The 17,721-nt window shown below is 70.6% G+C and carries 11 protein-coding genes and 1 pseudogene; 4 read left to right on the top strand and 8 right to left on the bottom strand.

Going from position 1 to position 17,721, the window contains the following annotated elements:
• The first annotated feature begins 98 nt into the window (after positions 1-98).
• The 3 genes and pseudogenes from gabT to OG943_RS48560 form a co-directional block, all read left to right on the top strand.
• Positions 99-1,451, top strand: coding sequence for a 4-aminobutyrate--2-oxoglutarate transaminase (gene gabT / locus OG943_RS43220; RefSeq protein WP_328606649.1), 1,353 nt, complete (start codon positions 99-101; stop codon positions 1,449-1,451).
• Positions 1,448-2,875: an aldehyde dehydrogenase family protein gene (locus OG943_RS43215; protein ID WP_328606648.1), complete on the top strand. Its 1,428-nt coding sequence runs from the start codon at positions 1,448-1,450 to the stop codon at positions 2,873-2,875. Before gabT ends, OG943_RS43215 begins: the two co-directional genes overlap by 4 nt.
• 460 nt (positions 2,876-3,335) lie before the next feature.
• A pseudogene (locus OG943_RS48560) lies at positions 3,336-3,677 on the top strand (DUF222 domain-containing protein); the annotation flags it as partial.
• A 78-nt stretch (positions 3,678-3,755) separates the two neighbouring features.
• Here the strand turns inward: OG943_RS48560 and OG943_RS43210 are convergent.
• Positions 3,756-4,526, bottom strand: coding sequence for a helical backbone metal receptor (locus tag OG943_RS43210; RefSeq protein WP_328606647.1), 771 nt, complete (start codon positions 4,524-4,526; stop codon positions 3,756-3,758).
• Positions 4,523-5,929 (bottom strand): RNB domain-containing ribonuclease, encoded by a 1,407-nt coding sequence (locus OG943_RS43205; RefSeq protein WP_328612328.1) that lies wholly within the window; start codon positions 5,927-5,929, stop codon positions 4,523-4,525. Before OG943_RS43205 ends, OG943_RS43210 begins: the two co-directional genes overlap by 4 nt.
• Positions 5,930-6,059: 130 nt before the next feature.
• Here OG943_RS43205 and OG943_RS43200 point away from each other — a divergent pair, with 130 nt between their 5' ends.
• Positions 6,060-7,022, top strand: a complete 963-nt coding sequence (locus OG943_RS43200; protein WP_328606646.1) for an ATP-binding protein — start codon at positions 6,060-6,062, stop codon at positions 7,020-7,022.
• A gap of 271 nt (positions 7,023-7,293) precedes the next feature.
• Here the strand turns inward: OG943_RS43200 and OG943_RS43195 are convergent, their stop codons facing one another.
• From OG943_RS43195 to OG943_RS43165, 6 genes are all read right to left on the bottom strand, one after another.
• Complete coding sequence (locus OG943_RS43195) at positions 7,294-7,491, bottom strand: hypothetical protein (RefSeq protein ID WP_328606645.1); 198 nt, start codon at positions 7,489-7,491, stop codon at positions 7,294-7,296.
• Between the two features lie 69 nt (positions 7,492-7,560).
• Positions 7,561-8,049, bottom strand: a complete 489-nt coding sequence (locus OG943_RS43190) for a hypothetical protein (protein ID WP_328612375.1) — start codon at positions 8,047-8,049, stop codon at positions 7,561-7,563.
• Between the two features lie 3,006 nt (positions 8,050-11,055).
• Positions 11,056-12,054, bottom strand: coding sequence for a C40 family peptidase (locus OG943_RS43180; RefSeq protein ID WP_328606644.1), 999 nt, complete (start codon positions 12,052-12,054; stop codon positions 11,056-11,058).
• A 5-nt stretch (positions 12,055-12,059) separates the two neighbouring features.
• Positions 12,060-12,659 (bottom strand): hypothetical protein, encoded by a 600-nt coding sequence (locus tag OG943_RS43175; RefSeq protein ID WP_328606643.1) that lies wholly within the window; start codon positions 12,657-12,659, stop codon positions 12,060-12,062.
• A 3-nt stretch (positions 12,660-12,662) separates the two neighbouring features.
• Entirely contained in the window at positions 12,663-14,738 is a 2,076-nt protein-coding gene (locus tag OG943_RS43170; RefSeq protein ID WP_328606642.1) for a magnesium transporter, read from the bottom strand.
• The gene (locus tag OG943_RS43165) at positions 14,735-17,719 is read right to left on the bottom strand and encodes an ATP-binding protein (protein WP_328606641.1); all 2,985 of its coding nucleotides are present in this window, start codon (positions 17,717-17,719) and stop codon (positions 14,735-14,737) included. The genes OG943_RS43170 and OG943_RS43165 overlap by 4 nt, the downstream gene beginning before the upstream one ends.
• Between the last annotated feature and the right edge of the window lie 2 nt (positions 17,720-17,721).

The following is a 17,721-nucleotide window of genomic DNA, read 5'->3' as shown; positions in this document are numbered from 1 at the left end:
CCCTCCCGGCTGCACCCTGGTGAACGACCCAGCCCGTCGTGAGTGTTTATGCCGGTTAGAACCGTCATAAACACTCACGAGTCCTTCCAGGAGCGCCCGTGACCACGACTGCCGCCGAGCCCCAGGCCCCGGCCCCCCAGCAGCGCAGGCTGCGCACCGAGATCCCCGGCCCCGCGTCGCGCGCGCTGCAGGAACGCCGGGCGAACGTCGTCGCGGCCGGCGTCGCGTCCACGCTGCCCGCGTACATCACGTCCGCGAGCGGCGGGCTGCTGACCGACGCCGACGGCAACGTGCTCATCGACTTCGGCTCCGGCATCGCCGTGACGAACGTCGGCCACTCCGCGCCCGCGGTCGTCGACCACGTCCGCGAGCAGGCCGGGCTGTTCACGCACACCTGTTTCATGGTCACGCCGTACGAGGGTTACGTGGAGGTCTGCGAAGCGCTGGCAGAGCTGACCCCTGGCGACCACGCGAAGAAGTCGGTGCTGTTCAACTCCGGCGCCGAGGCCGTGGAGAACGCGGTGAAGATCGCCCGCGCCGCGACCGGGCGCCAGGCCGTGGTCGTGTTCGACCACGCCTACCACGGCCGGACCAACCTGACGATGGCGCTGACCGCGAAGTCGGTGCCCTACAAGCACGGCTTCGGCCCGTTCGCGCCCGAGGTCTACCGCGTGCCCGGCTCGTACCCGTTCCGCGACGGGCTGGACGGCCCCGAGGCCGCGCGCCTCGCGATCGACCGGATCGAGAAGCAGATCGGCGGCGACCAGGTGGCCGCCGTGGTGATCGAGCCGATCCAAGGCGAGGGCGGGTTCATCGAGCCCGCACCCGGTTTCCTGCCCGCCCTGTCGGCGTGGTGCTCCGCGAACGGCGTGGTCTTCGTCGCCGACGAGGTGCAGACCGGCTTCTGCCGCACCGGCGACTGGTTCGCCTCCACCGACGAGAACGTGGTCCCCGACCTGATCGCGACGGCCAAGGGCATCGCGGGCGGCCTGCCGCTCGCCGCCGTGACCGGGCGCGCGGAGCTGCTCGACGCCGTCGGCCCGGGCGGGCTCGGCGGCACCTACGGCGGCAACCCGATCGCCTGCGCCGCGGCGCTCGGCTCGATCGAGACCATGCGCGGGGCGGACCTGGCGGCGTCCGCGCGCCGGATCCAGGAGCAGGTCGTGCCCCGGCTTCGCGCGCTGGCCGCGGAGACGGGCGTGATCGGCGAAGTGCGCGGGCGCGGCGCGATGCTGGCGGCGGAGTTCGTGAAGCCGGGTGGGGTGGAGCCGGACGCGGATCTGACCAAACGCGTCGCCGCGGCCTGCCACGCGCTCGGCGTGGTGGTCCTGACCTGCGGCACCTACGGCAACGTCGTCCGGCTACTGCCGCCCCTTTCCCTGTCCGACGAACTGCTCGACGAGGGCCTGTCCGTCCTCGAGTACGCGATCCGCACGGAGGCCCGCAAGTGACCGTCCCCTACTGGGTCGCCGGCAAGCCGGTGACCAGCAGCACCACCGCCGTCGTCCGCCATCCCTACGACGGCGGCGAGGCCGGTTCGCACCACGTACCGTCCACTTCGGACATCGAGACGGCCGTGCAGGCGGCGGCCGACGTCGCCGACGAGTTCGCGACGCTGCCCGCGCACGTCCGGGCGGGCGCGCTGGACCAGGTGTCCCGGGGCTTGGACTCGCGGTCCGAAGAGATCGCGCAGTTGATTACGGCGGAGTCGGGTAAGCCGTTGAAGTGGGCGCGTGGTGAGGTCGGGCGGGCGGTGTCCACGTTCCGGTGGGCGGCCGAGGAGGCCCGGCGGTTCTCTGGTGAGTTGCAGCGCCTCGACACCGACCCGGGTGGAACGGGACGGCTCGCGCTGGTCCGGCGGGTGCCGCGCGGGCCGGTGCTGGGGATTACACCGTTCAACTTCCCGTTGAACTTGGTGGCGCACAAAGTAGCGCCGGCGATTGCGGTTGGGGCGCCGATCGTGCTCAAGCCCGCGCCTGCGACGCCGTTGACTGCGTTGTTGCTTGGCGAGATCCTGGCCGAGACGGGGTTGCCTGCTGGGAGTTGGTCGATTCTGCCCATTGGCAATGAGGAGACCGCCGAACTGGTTAAGGATCCTCGGCTGCCGGTGGTTTCGTTTACCGGGTCGGTGCCGGTCGGCTGGAGTATCCGCGAGAGCGTGCCGCGTAAGCATGTGGCGTTGGAGCTGGGTGGGAACGGTGCCGTTCTGGTGTGTCCGGATTGGACGGACCTGGACTTCGCGGCTGAGCGGATTGCTACGTTTGGTATGTATCAGGCTGGGCAGTCTTGTATCTCGGTGCAGCGGGTTTATGTGCACACCGACGTTTACGATGCGTTGCGGGAGAAGGTGCTGGCGCAGGTCGCGGGGCTGCGGACGGGTGATCCGCGGGAGGAGGGGGTGGACGTTGGGCCGTTGATCAATGAGGCGGCTGCTGTGCGGGTTTCATCGTGGGTTTCGGAGGCGGTGGCTGCTGGTGGGACTCTGCTGGCTGGGGGTGGGCGTTCTGGGGCCGCTGTGGAGCCGACCGTGTTGGCGGATGTGCCTGAGGATGCGTTGGTGATGGCTGAGGAGGTTTTCGGGCCGGTGATTTCTTTGGTTCGGGTGTCCTCTGTGGGCGAGGGGGTTGCGCGGATCAATGCTTCGCGGTTTGGGTTGCAGGCTGGTGTGTTTACTCGGGATCTTCCTACGGCTTTTGACGTGTCTGCTCGGTTGAAGGTTGGTGGGGTTTTGGTGGGTGACGTGCCTAGCTTTCGGGCTGATCAGATGCCTTATGGCGGGGTTAAGGATTCTGGTGTTGGGCGTGAGGGGCCGGGGGCCGCTATGGCTGATCTGACTGAGGAGCGGGTTACTGTTTTGACTGGGGTTACGTTGTAGGTTTTTTTGGGGTATGCCCCGATGTTTTAGTGTCACTGACGCTCACTGGGATTTGTCAAGGCTGGAGGGATGCCTTGACAAATCCCAGTGAGCGTGTGGGCGGCGGGGATCGGGGGCGGGGAGGTGTGGGCATTCAGGGTGGTGGCGTTTCGTGGTCATGTTTCGTATGCAGTTTTTCCGTTCACCCTATTTGGTGACGTTTTCCGTTGGCTGTTTAGGTAGAATTAAAGGGTGAGTTGTTCTGGGGATTCTTCGTCCGAGGTGTTGACTCGGATTCATGATCGGGCTATTCGGATAGCGCAAATGGAGGCTGAGCAAGTCGCCGATATCGCCGCGTTCGCTGCGGTGGGCGGGTCATCGCGGTCTGTGGCCGCCGAGCTCGCGTTGGAGCTGTCGGTGACTGAACGGCGGGCCGGTGCCGATGTCGCGCTGGCGCAAGCCCTGAGCCCCGACCACCCGGCTGCCCGAAACCTTCGCCGCGTTTCGGCGTGGGGAGATCGACGGGTTCAAAGCGCGGATGGTGTTCGAGCCGACCAATGCCCTCTCCGATGAGATGGCCGCCCAGGTTGACGCCATCGTCGCGAACCGGCTGGCTGGGAGAAACCCCTCTTCGCTCCGGGCTGCCGTCAATCGAGTCGTCCAAAAAGTCGATGCTGAAGGCTACGAGCGACGGTCCCGGGCTCGGCGGCGCGAACGTAGCGTCTGCCTCATCCACCAAGACGAAACCATGGCTACCCTGCTCTGCGACCTTCCCGTCGAACAGGCCTCCGCCATCTACACCTCCCTCGACCACCATGCCCGGCAACTCCGCCACCACTGCACGAAAGCCGGACCAGAAATCCCTTGGCGGGCCGCCAAAGCCGACGAATGCCAGGCCCGGCTACAGGGTGCGCAGCGCCTCGCTCAACACAGCATGCGCCTCAACAAGCGAAGGCCCATACCAGGTCAGATACCGGCCCGACACCAACAGCGGACGGGCCGCCGGGAAGAACTCCGGGCCGTCCTCCGCGGTGAACTCGTACGGCTCGTCCGGCAGGACCACGAGGTCGTCCGCCCGGGTTCGCAGCTCGTCGATCGGGGGCCGTGGGTAGCGCTCGGCCGAGTCCGCGTAGACGTTGTCCACCCCGACTCGGCGCAGCACGTCACCGGCGAATGTGTCGCGGCCCAGCACGATCCACGGCTTCCGCCAGACCGGCACCACCGCCCGATGCCGGAGCGGCGCGACCTCCCGCCACAGCTCCTCGGCCTCGACGAGCCAGGTCGGCTCGGGGATGTCGTAGGCCTGCGTCAGGATCCGGCGCAGCGACCCCAGCGCGGCCGGCACGGTGGCGGAGGCCTCCATCACCCAGACCGGGATCCCGTTGGCGCGCAAGCGTTCCACGTCTTCGGGCCGGTTCTCCTCCGAGTTCGCCAGCACCAGGTCCGGCGCCAGCTCCAGCGCGCGGTCCACCTTCGGGTACTTCGAGCCGCCGACGCGCGTGACCTCCAATGTGGACGGATGCGTGCAGTAGTCCGTGGCGCCCACCAGCCGCCCCGGCGCGCTCACCGCCACCGCCTCCGTCAGCGACGGCACCAGCGAGACCACCCGGGACGGCGACCCCTCGACCGGCACCAGCTCACCCAGGTCGTCGACCAGCTCACGGCTCCTCATACGCGTTCGAACAACACCTTCCGCTTGTCGACGTCGACGGCGGTCAGCCGCACGCCGATCCGCTCACCCTCCGGAAACCGCTCCCCCGCGCACTTCGCCATCACCGGCGGGTCCTCGACGAGGATCTCCGCCTTCGTCTCCTCCGCACGCAGCACCACGGCCGTGAACTCGCCGCCGACGCGCTCCGCCAGCACCCACGCCTCCACCTGGTCGATGCAGGCCCGCTCGACGCGCGCGGCGAGAACGTCCGAAGCGGACATCTTCGCCGGCACCTCCTCCAGCGCCTCCCGCGCCCACGACGGCACCTCGCGCCCCGCCACCACCGCCAGGCAGACCTCCGTGGCGAAGCGGTCGACCAGCCGTCGGATCGGGGCGGTGACGTGCGCGTACGCCCCGCCGATGCCCGCGTGCGTGGCGAGGCCCGGCAGCTCGCCGTCGAACGACGTGTACCCCGCGCCGCGCAACAGCCGCGTCGTGTCGGCGTACAGCGCCATCGACGAGGGCCGTCCGGGGTCCAAAGCGGACAGGAACTCCGAGACGGTCAGCCCCTCGGGCCAGGCCACGCCCAGCGCGTGCGCCGAGCGGCGCAGCCACTCCACCGCGTCCGGCTCCGGCGGCGGCAACGTGCGGAGGACGCCGACCCGCGCGTCCAGCATGATCTGCGCGGCGGCCATGCCGGTGAGCAGCGAGATCTCGGCGTTCCAGGCGTCGACGGCGGTGCGCGGCCGGCGGGCGAGCGCCCAGCCCCCGTCGGCGTCGCCGCTGATCTCCTGCTCGGGCAGCTGCAGCTCCACGGCCCCGCGGCGGACGGCCAGCTCACGCCGGACCCGGCCCAGCTCCGGCAGCGCGGCCACGGACGGGTGCGAGCGGCGGGCGTCGAGCGCGGCCTGCACGGTCTCGTAGTCGAACTGCTCGGTGGACCGGACCAGCGCCCGGCGGACGCGCGCGTCTGTCAGCTCGCCGCCTTCGTCCACGTCGATCGTCCACAGCACCGCCGGGCGGATCTCGCCGGGCAGCAGGCTCGCGGCGCCCTCGGACAGCACGGGCGGATGGAGCGGGACGTTGCCGTCGGGCAGGTACAGCGTCTGGCCACGGCGGCGGGCCTCGCGGTCCAGCGCGCCGCCGGGCGGGACGAACGCCGCCAGGTCCGCGATGGCGTAATGCACCCGGAAGCCGTGGCGGGTGCGCTCGATGAGCATCGCCTGGTCGAGGTCCTTGGAGCCGGGCGGGTCGATGGTGACGAACGGCAGGTCCGTCGCGTCCTCGCGGCCGCCGGCCGACGCGAGCGGGTCGAGCACCGACTGTTCCGCCTCGGCCAGCACCTCGGGACCGAAGGACTCCGGCAGCGCGAACTCGGCCCGGAGACGACCGAAGTCCCCTCCCGCCGCGTGTGTCCTGATCACGAGTGGAGGCACCACACAACAGTATCCCGATCGAGCGCCGGCGATCGCCCGTTCGGGCGCGCGCCGGTCGGGTGTACGTTGAGCGCGGCCTGCAATGAAAACCATCTTCATTTTCGGAAAGGGTTTCGCCGTGAAGATCGCGTTCGTCGGCAAGGGCGGCAGCGGGAAGACCACGCTGTCCTCGCTGTTCGTCTCGTACCTGGCCGACGCCGCCAAGCCGGTGCTGGCGATCGACGCCGACATCAACCAGCACCTCGCCGTGGCACTGGGCGCCACCGAGGAGGAGGCCCTCGCGTGGCCGACGCTGGGCGACAACATGGCGTTGATCAAGGAGTACCTGCGCGGCGCCAACCCGCGCATCCCGGACGCCGCGTCGATGATCAAGACCACCCCGCCGGGCCGCGGTTCGCGCCTGGTGAAGCCCTTCGAGGACAACCCGGTCTTCGACGCGTGTTTCCGCTCCCTCGGCGGCGTGCGGCTGGGCGTCACGGGCCAGTTCGACGAGGACGACCTCGGCGTGGCCTGCTACCACTCGAAGGTCGGCGCGGCGGAGCTGCTGCTGAACCACATGGTCGACGGCCGGGGCGAGTACGTGGTGATGGACATGACGGCAGGCGCGGACGCGTTCGCCTCCGGCCTGTTCACCCGCTTCGACGTGACGTTCCTGGTCTGCGAACCGACTCTGCGCAGCGTCGGCGTGTACCGCCAGTACGCGGACCACGCGCGCGACTTCGGCGTGCGCCTCATGGTGGTCGGCAACAAGGTCACCGACGCCGACGACGTCGAATTCCTGAGCGCCCAACTGGGCGACGCCCTGATCGGCTGGCTGAGCGCCTCCGGCCACGTCCGCGCAACCGAACGCGGCGCGACCCGCCCCATCGGCGAGCTGGAGCCGCACAACCTGGACACCCTGTCCACCATGTTGTCCACGGTGGACGCCGAACAGCGCGACTGGGCGCGGTACCAGCGGCAGGGCGTGGAATTCCACTTGCGCAACGCCCGTGCCTGGGGCAACGGGCGCACGGGGGCGGACCTGGAGGCCCAGGTGGACCCGGACTTCGTGCTGGATCCTTCGGTTCCTGCTTTGCGCTGAGCTGTTGTCGGCGGGGTGCTGGTTTCGGGGCTCCTTCGACTGCCGTTGCCCTGAGCTCGGCCACCACCCTCGCGGCAGGGAGCGGCAACTTCCCAGCGGCTCCGGGCGACGGCTGCTTCCGTTGTCCTGCACACGGAGCGTGCTCGGCGGGGGAACCGGTGCCCACCTCAGGCGGTTTCCGGATCCGGTGACCGGGAGACCGTCCCACCGCGGATGGTTTCCCGGCCGCGGGTGATTCCCCGGGCGTTGATGGTCTCCCGGCCGTCCGTTGTCAGTCGCTGTCCCAGGCGCGGTCGGCTGCGTCGGCCTGTTGTGTCCGTTCCCGGGCGATCTGCAACGCACGGCGGGCCGTGGCCTCGTCCGGGTACGGGCCGAGCAGGTCGATGCTCCGGCTGCGCTCCAGGTGCTCCACCTCATTGGTGCGGGTGTTGTAGTACCACCCTTGGTCCGGGTTCGGGTCGTCAACCATGCTTCTCAGCGTGGCACCTGGCGACCCGCCTGTCACTCCGGCGGTCGGTTCGGGTGACGGGGCGAGGAGTCACTTCCGGAACTTGTAGGGGATCTCCGTCGGCTCGCCGGTCGGGCCGAATTCGCCGCCGCCGTTGTCCTCGCGGTTCTCGAACTCGTCGAACCACCCGCGTGACTGCGGCAGCGGCAGCCCCCGAGGCGGCGTGTCAGCCTCGTCAGCCGGAGAGGGAGCCGAAAACGCGATCGGCGCATCCCTCACCTGCGGCGGCTCCGCATCACCCGCCCCACCTTCAAGCCTCCGAGCCATCGACGACGGCCGCGGCAGCCCACCCCGCTCCTGCCCCCAGGGCCCGGCCGGGCCCTGGTGCCCACCGGACGCCTGCTGCTCCGCAGGCCCCTGCCCTCCGACGGATCCTTGCTGTTCCACAGCCCCCTGCTGCCCGCCGGCCCCCTGCGGTACGCCGGGCCCCTGCTGCTGCGCGGGCCCCTGCTGCAACGCGAACGTCTGCTCCTGCGCGGGTCCCTGTGGTGCAGCAGGTCCCTGCTGCACAGCGGTCACCTGCGGTTCTGTGGGCGCCTGAGGCACCGGCGGCACAACCGGCTCCCGCCCCGGGAACACCGGCGGCGCGGCCCGGAAACTCCGCACCGGCGGCGGAGCCCCGGCGGGCCCCTTCTCCTGCCCGGGAAACACCGGCAACGGCCGCCCATCCGGCCCCAACCCCGCCGAACGCCCCCCACCAGGCTGCGGCAACGACGGCCGCTGCCCCTGCGGCTGAGGCAACGACGGCTGCGGCAACTGCTGCTGCGGCTGACTCGCTGGCTGCGGCGGGTTCCCGTGCTGCGCCTGGCTCCCCTGCTGCGCCTGGCTCGCTTGCTGCGGCTGGCTTCCGTGTTGTGCCGGACTCTCGTGCTGAGGCTGACTCGCTGGCTGCGGCTGGCTCTCGTGCTGTGCCTGGCTCGCTTGTTGCGGCTGGCTCCCGTGCCGTGTCTGGCCCGCTTGCTGTGCGTGGCTCCCATGCTGTGACGGCTGTACAGGCCAGCCCGTCGGCTGCCCAGGCAGCTGGTTCGCCTGCTCCGGCTGGCTCACTTGATACGGCTGCCGACCAGGGTGGTCCACCGGCTGCGTTGGCTGATTTCCCGGCTGTGCCTGCCAACCTGACTGTTGCAACTCCGAAGAGGACGCGTGTCGCGCGTGCGAGTCAGTCGCAGTATCCGTCTGTCGCGCGAGCAGCTCAGCTGGGGCCTCCTGAGGCTGCCACTCCCGCACTTCCGCCACCGGCGACTGCACTGATGGCACGATCGACGGCTGAGCCTGCTCAATCGACTGCCGCTGCGAGGCCTCCGTGGCGTGCTCTGACCGTTCCGGGCCCTCCGGTGCTTGCGCGACAGGCTCCGGCCGAGTCACTGGCTCCGCATCAGACTCCGGCTGGACTTTCCGTTCCACGGCGGACTCCAGCGAGTCCATCGGCGCCGCGGCAGCTTCCGGCTGGTCTGTCTGTTCCGCTGGGGCCGTCGACGCCGCAACAGGTTCCGGCTCGGCAACCGGCTCCGGCCGCGTCGCGGGCTCAGCCTCGGCGGTCGGCTCCCCCGGCTCGTCGGCATCGGCTTGAGCAGACGAGTCCGGCCGAGCATCTGACTCGAACTCAACTGCCGGCTCGGCTTCCACCGCCACACCAGGCGGCGTTGCTGCACCATCGGGCTCAGTCAACCCCGCGGACTCTGGCTGCGCAACAGGCTCGGCCAATCCGCCCGGCTCAGGCTGAACGACCACTTCGGCCGAACCACCCGGCTCTGGCTGAACGACCGTCTCAGCCGAACCACCCGGCTCAGGCTGAACAGCCGTCTCAGCCCGGTCGACGGGTCCAGGCTCGGTGGCAGTCTCAGCGGCCCGACTCGGCTCAGGTTCAGTCAGGTCAGCAGGCCCGGACTCCGCCGCACCGTCTGGCCCCGACTCGCCGACAGACTCAGCCCGGACAGCAACACCAGGCACAGCAACAGGTTCCGTCAAGCCACCAGCCTCAGTAACCGGGCCAGCCGGATCGGGCTTCGTGGCCGGGTCTGTCAGCGTCGCGGGCGGCGCCTCGGCAACGGACTCCCGCTGCGGGCTCGGCACGGACTCCGTCGAGGTTTCGCTATCCGGCGACGCGGCGTCAGTGGGCTGCTCGGCCTGTGGCGTCGGAGTGGTCACTTCTGAGGGTGCAGCGAAAGCGTGAGGCGGCGTTGCCGGTTCCGGCGGAAGCTGGCCCGGTTCCGGGGTCTGATCGATCGGCGCGCGGTGGAGCGGCTGCGACTGCGGCTGAACGGTCCCGGCCTCGCCCGCCTGTTCGGGAGCGTGCGACGGGGAAGTCGACCACTTCGGTGTCGGGCCGGGCGACCACTGCGGGAAGGCCTCACGCGCAGGGCCCGCAGGCATCGACGCCGAACCGGGCGGCGCAGCATCGGGCACGGGACCAGGACGAGAGGGCATGACAGGCGTCGCGGCACTGCCCGGTCCCTTCGACACAGCCTCACGAGCAGTGTGAATGCCCGCAGCAGGCCCCGCGCTCTCTGCTGCGCTGCTAGAAGAAGGTGCTGCAGCGGCCGAGCTCTGTGGCGCAGCACCAGTGCGGGGTGCACCGGCAGGCCGTTCCGCACTACCCGCTGTTCCCTGCGGCGCAGTCTCGGGCGCAGTCGGAACGTGACCAGCCCTCGGACGCATTCCCGCCGCGGAACCCGGCGAGCCCACGCCCGACCCACCAGGTCCATTGGCAGCGCCCGGCGCAGCGGCACCAGCTTCGTACCCATCCGGCCCACCAGAACCAGAACCAGAGCCAGCAACACCAGAACCCGGCACCCCACCCTCAGGACCAGCCGAAGGCGGCATCGTCCGCCAGACCGGGGCCGGGCCGATGTTCATCGCGGCGGGAGCGGCAAGAGGGCCCGCCGTGGGGGCGGGGGCGGCGGGGCGCGGGGCGGGTTTCGGGATCGGGTCGAGGCAGGAGACCAGGACGGTCGTGTTCAGCGGGTCCGTCACCTTGCGGCCGCTGCGCTCCCGGTAGATCATCTCGCCCTCGGTGTCGATCTCCACGAGGTAACCGGCCTCCGCCAGTTGCTCCTCGTCCAGATCCACGAGCTTTTCGTAGCGGGACGGCACCACGCGGTAAACCGGCCAGGTCAGGCGCGCGTGCTCGGCGTGGAACTGCGCCAGCAGGGCCGCCATCTGCTGCTGCCACGGCAGCGACATGCCCTCCGCCAGGGAGCGCGGCAGCACGACGTAACCCGGGTCGACGCCGGGCCATCCGTGGTTCAGCTGGTCGGACAGCGGCGTGCTGGACGCCGGGTGCGCGGACTGACGCTGCGGCTGCGGTGCGCCGAACAGCGTTCGCGGGTCCTGGGGCTCGCCCTGGCCGGGCTTGCCTCGCTTGCCGAATTTCCGTGCCACGTGTGTCATCCTCTGCCAGCGCGCGGCCGCGTGCTCGTGGACAGGCCGCGACTTCGGGTGAATCGGGCCCGCCGGCGGGTAATCAGGCAGGCCATAGCGGTCACCCCGGTCGGTGTCAAGAGCCGGTGACTCCCGAACCCCATGCTAGACGCCGGGACGCACCGCCTGCGGTACCACTTCCGCCTCGTCGAAGGAGAACGGCCGGATGTGCACCGGGACGCCGGTCTGCTGGGCCTCGACGATCTTGCCGTCGCCCAGGTACATCGCGACGTGGTGGATCGTCGACGGGTCCGACGGGTCGGTCGCGAGGAAGATCAGGTCACCGGGCTGCGCGTCACGCACCGGCATCATCGCACCGGCCTTGTACTGGTCCTGTGAAACCCGCGGCAGGATCACGCCCGCCGACTCGTACGCGCGCAGCATCAGGCCGGAGCAGTCGTACGAGTTGGGCCCGGTGGCGCCCCAGACGTACGGCTTGCCCTGCTCCCCCAGCGCGAACTTGATCGCCTGCGCCGCCGCCTGGCTCGGCGGCAGCGCCGCGCCCAGCCCCTGCCCACAGCCGGCGGCGTCGGCGACCTGGCCCAGGTTCTGCACGAGGACGGCCGCCATCGCCTCCCACTTGTGGTAGCGGTCGGGGAAGCCGGACCGCTCCACGGACTGGGCCGCGTCGCCGGGGCGCAGGTCAGCCCAGTCCGGGATGCCCTGCAGCACGTCGAAGAACTTGTTGATCGCGTAGTTCGGGTTGGTCACCTCGGCGGCGGTGCCCCAGTTCATCGACGGGCGCATCTGGAAGATGCCGAGCGAGTCGAGGTCGCCGTGGTCGTAGTTGTGCAGGGTCGATTCCGTCATGCCGGCCTGGATCGCCACCTGCCACGCGCGCGGCGCGAGGCCGCGCTGCTTGCCGATCGAGATGATCAGCGCGACGATGCCGCGCTGGTCCTGGTCCAGGTTCGACGCGTCGGCGGCGCCCTGCTCGGGCTGGCCCGGCTGGGTCGGGCCGATGGCGGCGTCGCAGGAGGTGTTCATCAGCCCGCCGGCCGCGGCCTGCTGCTGGTCCACCACCACCTTCGTCACGGCGCTGGTGGTCAGCACCGCCGCGAACACCGCGGCGACCAGCACCCCGACGAGGATCCCGAGCTTCACCGGGCTCAGCTCGCCTGGTCGTAGTCCGCCACTCGCCACCCCGCGCCGGTGTTGACCACGGTGATGCTGAGCTTCGGACCATCGGTGGGGACGACGACCTGGACGGAACTGGTGTAGGAGGACGTGACGGTCGGCTCACCGGTCACGCGTGTGGCCGGGATGTTCGAAGGGTCCACAGTGGACATGACGGGCAGGTACTCGTCGGTGGTCAGCGCGCGCATCCCGTTGAGCCAGTCGGCGTTCGAGATGCCCGCCGGGTGGTTCACCCACGCCGTGGCCCACTGTTTCGCCACGTTCAGGGCCTCGGGGTTCGGCGGCGCGGACGTCGGCGTGGCCAGCGGGCTGGACAGCCGCGTGGGCAGCGTCGACGGCGTCGGCACCGGCACGGCGAGCCCGGACGGCGGAGCGGTGCGGGTCGCCGAGGTGGTGGGACCGGGCGCGGCCGTGGCCGGCTTGTCGATCGCCTTCGGCAGCACGATGCCGAGCACGGTGACCAGGATGGCCAGGAACACCAGCGTCCCGACGAGGTGCCGCGGCGAGCGCAGCGGCCAGCCCCACAGGCGGCGGTAGACCGCGGTCCGGCCGCGGTTGGTGCGGATCGGCATCCGTCACCGCCCCATGACCTGGTCGGTATCGCGCACCTCGATGCCCCGCGAGGGACGGTAGAGCACGAACACCGGTTTGCCCGCCACGACCTCGGGGTCCACCCGGCGCGGCTGCGCGCGGATGCCCGGCGGCGTATACACGTTGGCCTGGTCGGGCACGACCTCCGGCGTCGCGTAACCGCGGTCGGCGTTGTTCATCCGCGACGGCACGACGACCGGCTCGGGCTCGTCGCTCCAGCGCAGGTCGGCGACCGGCGAGGTGTCGACGCGGCGGCTCTCCTGCATCGGCAGGCGGCGGCCGCCCACGTAATCGCCGGGTTCGCCGGAGACCGGGTTGTACTGGCGGTACACGGGTGAGCCCGGGCGTCCCGACGGCAGCGCGGCCGCCGCCCCGCCCGAGCCGACGGCGCCGGGCCACGGCGCCCCGGACCACGCGGCGGCGGGCCGGACCGCGCCGGAACCGTTATCGAGCCGCTGGGAGCTGGCGAAGACCGTCGCCTCGGGCCGGTAGCGCCCGCCGCCGACGGTGGCGCCCATGGGCCCGCGGGCTTCGCCGTCCACCACGTCGTCGGTCTCGCGCACGTTCTGCCAGAACGAATCCTGCGGCGTCGGCCCGTTCGCGCCCTTGCGGAACTTCGAGAAGATCCCACCGGACGGCGACGGCACGGCGGCGCCGACCATGCTCACGGACATCTCGACCATCTGCCACAACCGCCGCACCGGACGGCCGACCATGAACAACAGCACGGTGATCAGCCCGGCGAGCACCATCTGCGTCAGCATGTTCAACGAGTTGCCGGCGTCGAAGATCGCCTGCAGCAGCAACGCGTGCACCCCGGCCAGCACGGACAGCACGACCAGGTTGAACGCCACCCCGCCGGCCACCTTCAGCACACGCCGCAGGATGTCCGGGTGCAGCAGCGCCACCAGCCCGATCAGCGGCGCGGTGAGCGCGAACAGCCGGATCAGCACCTGCGCGAGCAGCACGGAAGCCTTGGCCAGCAACTGGAACAGCGAGTAGACGATGCTCTGGCCCAGTGCCAGGAACCCCGCCCCGGTCCGCCCGCCGGACTCCCCGGTGAAGTAGCCGGTCGCGGGGCCGAGCTTGGTGGAGATGTCCTTGAACGCGGCCTTCTTGGCGTCTACGACGTTCTGCTTGCCGTCGTCGCCGTTCACCAGCTGGTCGCGGGTGAAGGCCTGCGCGTCCAGCAGCGGCTTGCCGAACTGGTCGGCCTGCGGCGCCGTCGGGCTGCCGAACTCGCCGCGCAGCCAGTTGTTGTAGACGATCTGCGTGTGCAGGTTGGTCGGCAGGATGTCGCGGACGATCCGGTCGGAGCTCTCGTCGACGAAGCCCGCCTGGATGTTCGTGGTGGTCTGGACGATCGCCTTGTCGATGGGGTCGAAGTATCTGAGCATCGCCAGTGACGACGCGGCCAGCCACACAGCCGCCAGCGCGTACAGCGCCCGTTTGCTGACCGCGGCCAGGTCACCCCGCCAGATGTTGCGGAACAGCATGATCGACAGGATCAGCGCGACCAGCCCGAACAGCTGCGCGTAGATGTTGTTGTAGACCTTCTCGGCGCCCGACTTCACGGCGTTGTAGATCGGGTTCAGCAGGCCGCCCTCGAGCACGGTGTAGTGCAGCGAGTTCGTGGCGCCCACGATGTTCTTGCCGATGTTGAACAGCTGGTTGCCCGCCCAGGTGTCGATGGTCGAGCTGGGCGAGGCGAGACTGGAGAGCGGGGAGCAGTCGGTCTGGAACGTGTCCCAGACGAGCCCGGCGTAGCTGTAGTCGATGTACGCGCTGTTCGGCTCGCCGTGTCCCTCCGGCGGGTCGATCGCGCCGACCATGCCGGAACCGGGCCGCTCCGGGTTCGGCGAGTCGCCGCAGGCGGCGGCGCTCGCGGACGGAGCCAGCACCACGGTCTGCATCCCGAGGATGACCATGACCGCGATCATGGTGGCCCGGCGGCTGGGCTTGTGCTTGCCCGGCTTGGGGCCCTCCTTGATCCGCCGCCGCAGGGCGTGCCAGGCGGCGGCGAACGCCAGTACGAACGCCAGCGTCCAGACTGTGCTCACGCGGCATCCCTGCCGGTGCCGCCCTTGCCGCCGGTTCGGGCGGGCTGGCCCTGGCCGCGTCCGTTGGCGCCGTTTCCGTTCTGCTGCACCGCACCCTCCACCTCGCCGGTCTCGGACGCGAGCGGGTCCGGCGAGCCGAGGAGCTGCTCGTCGGTCAGGCCGACTTCGAGCTCGGCCTCGAGCTCGAAGTCGTGTTCCAGCTCGTCGTCTTCCGGTGGGGTGGGGACGTACGGGGCGGGCTCTTCCTCCGGCGGGTGCGGCACGACCAGGTCGGTGCCCGGCTTGGTGTACGCGTCCTTCGAGCCCGGGGTGGTGTCCATGACCGACCGCAGCTGCTGCAGGTGCGGGCCGGAGAAGTCGACGCGGATGCGCTCCACGCCGCCGGCGCCGTCGCCGAAGATGAACTGGCGGGGTTCGACGTCGCGCTCCAGGCCGCGTTGCGCGCCCGGGCGGCGGCCCAGCGCCGCGACGACCTGCTCGTAGCCCACGCCGACGGGCACCTTCAGCAGGCGCAGCGCGTCGGCCTGCGCGTCGTCGTCGTCCAACCGGCCGACGAAGACCGAGTCCAGCAGCGCGACGAAACCCTGGATCTTCAGGAAGTCCGCCGGGATCTGCGAGGACAGCAGCACCCGGACGTTCCACTTACGCGAGTCACGCGCGAAGCGGTTCATCAGCACGCGCCCGGTCGGCACCTCGGACAGGAAAAACGCCTCGTCGATCCAGACGCCCTTGCGCAGTTCCTTCGGCTTCTCGTACACCGACCGCTGGGTCAGCCACGCCGCCAGGTTCAGCATCTCGACGCCGAGGGACTCCGCGTCCGTCCAGTACTCGCGCGGCACGCCGTCCTTGGGCAGGGTCAGGCCCGCCATGGTCAGCACGGTCATGCGGTCGTCGCGGGTCTCGGCGTACGGGTCGGCGTCGTCCTCCGGGATCAGCAGCGCCATGCGCTCACGCATCTCGTCGAGGAAGTCCGCGACGACGACGGCGTGCTCGTGGTGCTCACTGGAGTCCCGGCGCAGCGCGTCGATGACCTGGCCCGGGTCGGCGTCGAACCGGCCGCCGACCGCGCGGACGGCGCGCAGCAGCACGATCCGCGTCTGCGCCATGCGCGACACCTCGTACGGCAGCACGCCGGTGAGCACGTCCAGCACCAGGCGGCGCCGCGTTGCGCCCGCCAGCGCCTTCTCCCGGCGCCAGGACCGCTCGGGGTCCTCCTCGTCCATGAAGTGCTCGAGCAGCGGGTCGGCGACCACGCGGTACGGGTTGAGGATGCCGGGCTGCGCGTTGAGCAGGTTGATCGGCCGCGCGTACGGGCGCAGCTCGGGCAGGTCGCACAGGCGCGAGAGCGGGCCGGACGGGTCGAGGATCGTCCAATGTGCCCCGGCGCGCAGTGTCTTGTAGACGATGCCGCCGCCGAGGAACGACTTGCCGCCACCGAGTCCGGCCACCATCGCGGTGAGGCCCGAGCCGTCGCGGATCTCCTGTGCCATCCACGGGTCCCAGGCCACCGGGCGCCGGGTCGCGGTGACCGTCTCGCCGAGCAGGATGCCGCGCCGGTCGCCGACCTCGGCCGTGGCCGTCGGCACCGCGGACGCGCCCCACACCACGGAACCGCGGCGCATGTACGCCGCCGAGGCCAGCGGCTCGCCCGGGATGAACTCCCGCGCCATCGCGTACTGCGCCTCGGGGTGCTCGATGGCGACCTTCGGCTTGTACAGGTCGAGCAGCTGCTGGGCCAGTCGCAGCGCGTCACGCTCGGTGGGGCCGGACACCGCCAGCCGCCACCACGAACGCACGCGCGTGGCAAGCGCGGTGAAGCCCGACGTCATCTCGTCGTCGATCTCCAGCACCCGCCCGGCCTGGCGCGACAGCGACTGCGGCGGCTCCAGCTCGTGCTCGTCGGTGTAGTGCTTGACCTGCGAGCGCACCTTGTTCATCTGGCGCTGCAGCTCGCCGGACACTTCCTCGGGACGGCGGACGTAGATCCGCGCGGACACCTCGACAGCGGCGGGCAGGCGGTCGGCGTGCTGGATCCACGGGTCGTCGACCTCGGGGATCTGCAGGCCGTGCATCTGGCCGACGGTCAGCACGGCGAGGTGCCGCGAGACGCCCGCGTTGGAGCCCGTGCGGCCGCGGACGGTGACCGTCGGGGCGTACGGGTCGGCGTAGAAGTCGGCGGCATCGGTGAAGCTGGCGAGGTCCTCGGGCTCCCACGCGGCGCCCGGCACGGCGGGCATGTTCCGGGGCGCGGGCAGGCCCAGCGAGCAGGACCGGTGCATCAGCCAGGACATCTCCTCGGCGTGCACCGGGCGGCCCTCCAGCCCGGCGCTGCCGATGACCTGGTCCAGGTGCTCGACCTCGGAGTCCAGCGCCGCCAGCTCGGCGTCGACGGCCTCGGGCAGGATCTTGCGCAGCACCGGCGCGGCGCGCTCGACCGCGCGGTCCACCATGCGCCGGGTCTGGACCTGGACGCCGAGGTAGACCTCCTTCTCCGCCATCGACCGGCCCATCAGCTGCTGCTGCTCGCCGATCAGGTAGTCGTCGAAGGACAGCGCGCCGGGCACGTCACCCGGCCGCCCGACCGCGTTGTGCACGTGGGCCTCGGCCCACATCCGGATCGGGTACGGCCGGTTGGTCACGCGCAGGTGCAGCCAGCGGCCCTGCAGCTCGGCGTACTGGCCCGCGATGGCCGCGATCAGGTCGCGGCGCTGTGAGTCGGAGCGGAACGACCAGCGCTGCGGCGCGAGCCGGTACCAGGCGTACACCTCATACCCTGTGCGCAGCAGGTGCCCGTCGATGCTGCGGGCGGCTATCGACGGGGTGTAGGCCGGTATGGCCTGCTCACCCGTCAGGCGTTTCCCGCCCTTGCCGCCCGAGGAGTTGTTCCTGGCGTTCGCGGACCGGACCTGCTGGGGCGTCTGCCAAGCGCCCACCGGCACGTCCTGATCCCGCTTCCCTCGGCTTCCGCCGCGACCGAACAACG

This window comes from Amycolatopsis sp. NBC_00345 (assembly GCF_036116635.1).
Classification (GTDB): Bacteria; Actinomycetota; Actinomycetes; order Mycobacteriales; family Pseudonocardiaceae; genus Amycolatopsis.
The sequence above is the reverse complement of the archived record's forward strand: the minus strand, read 5'-3'. Positions and strand labels throughout refer to the sequence as shown.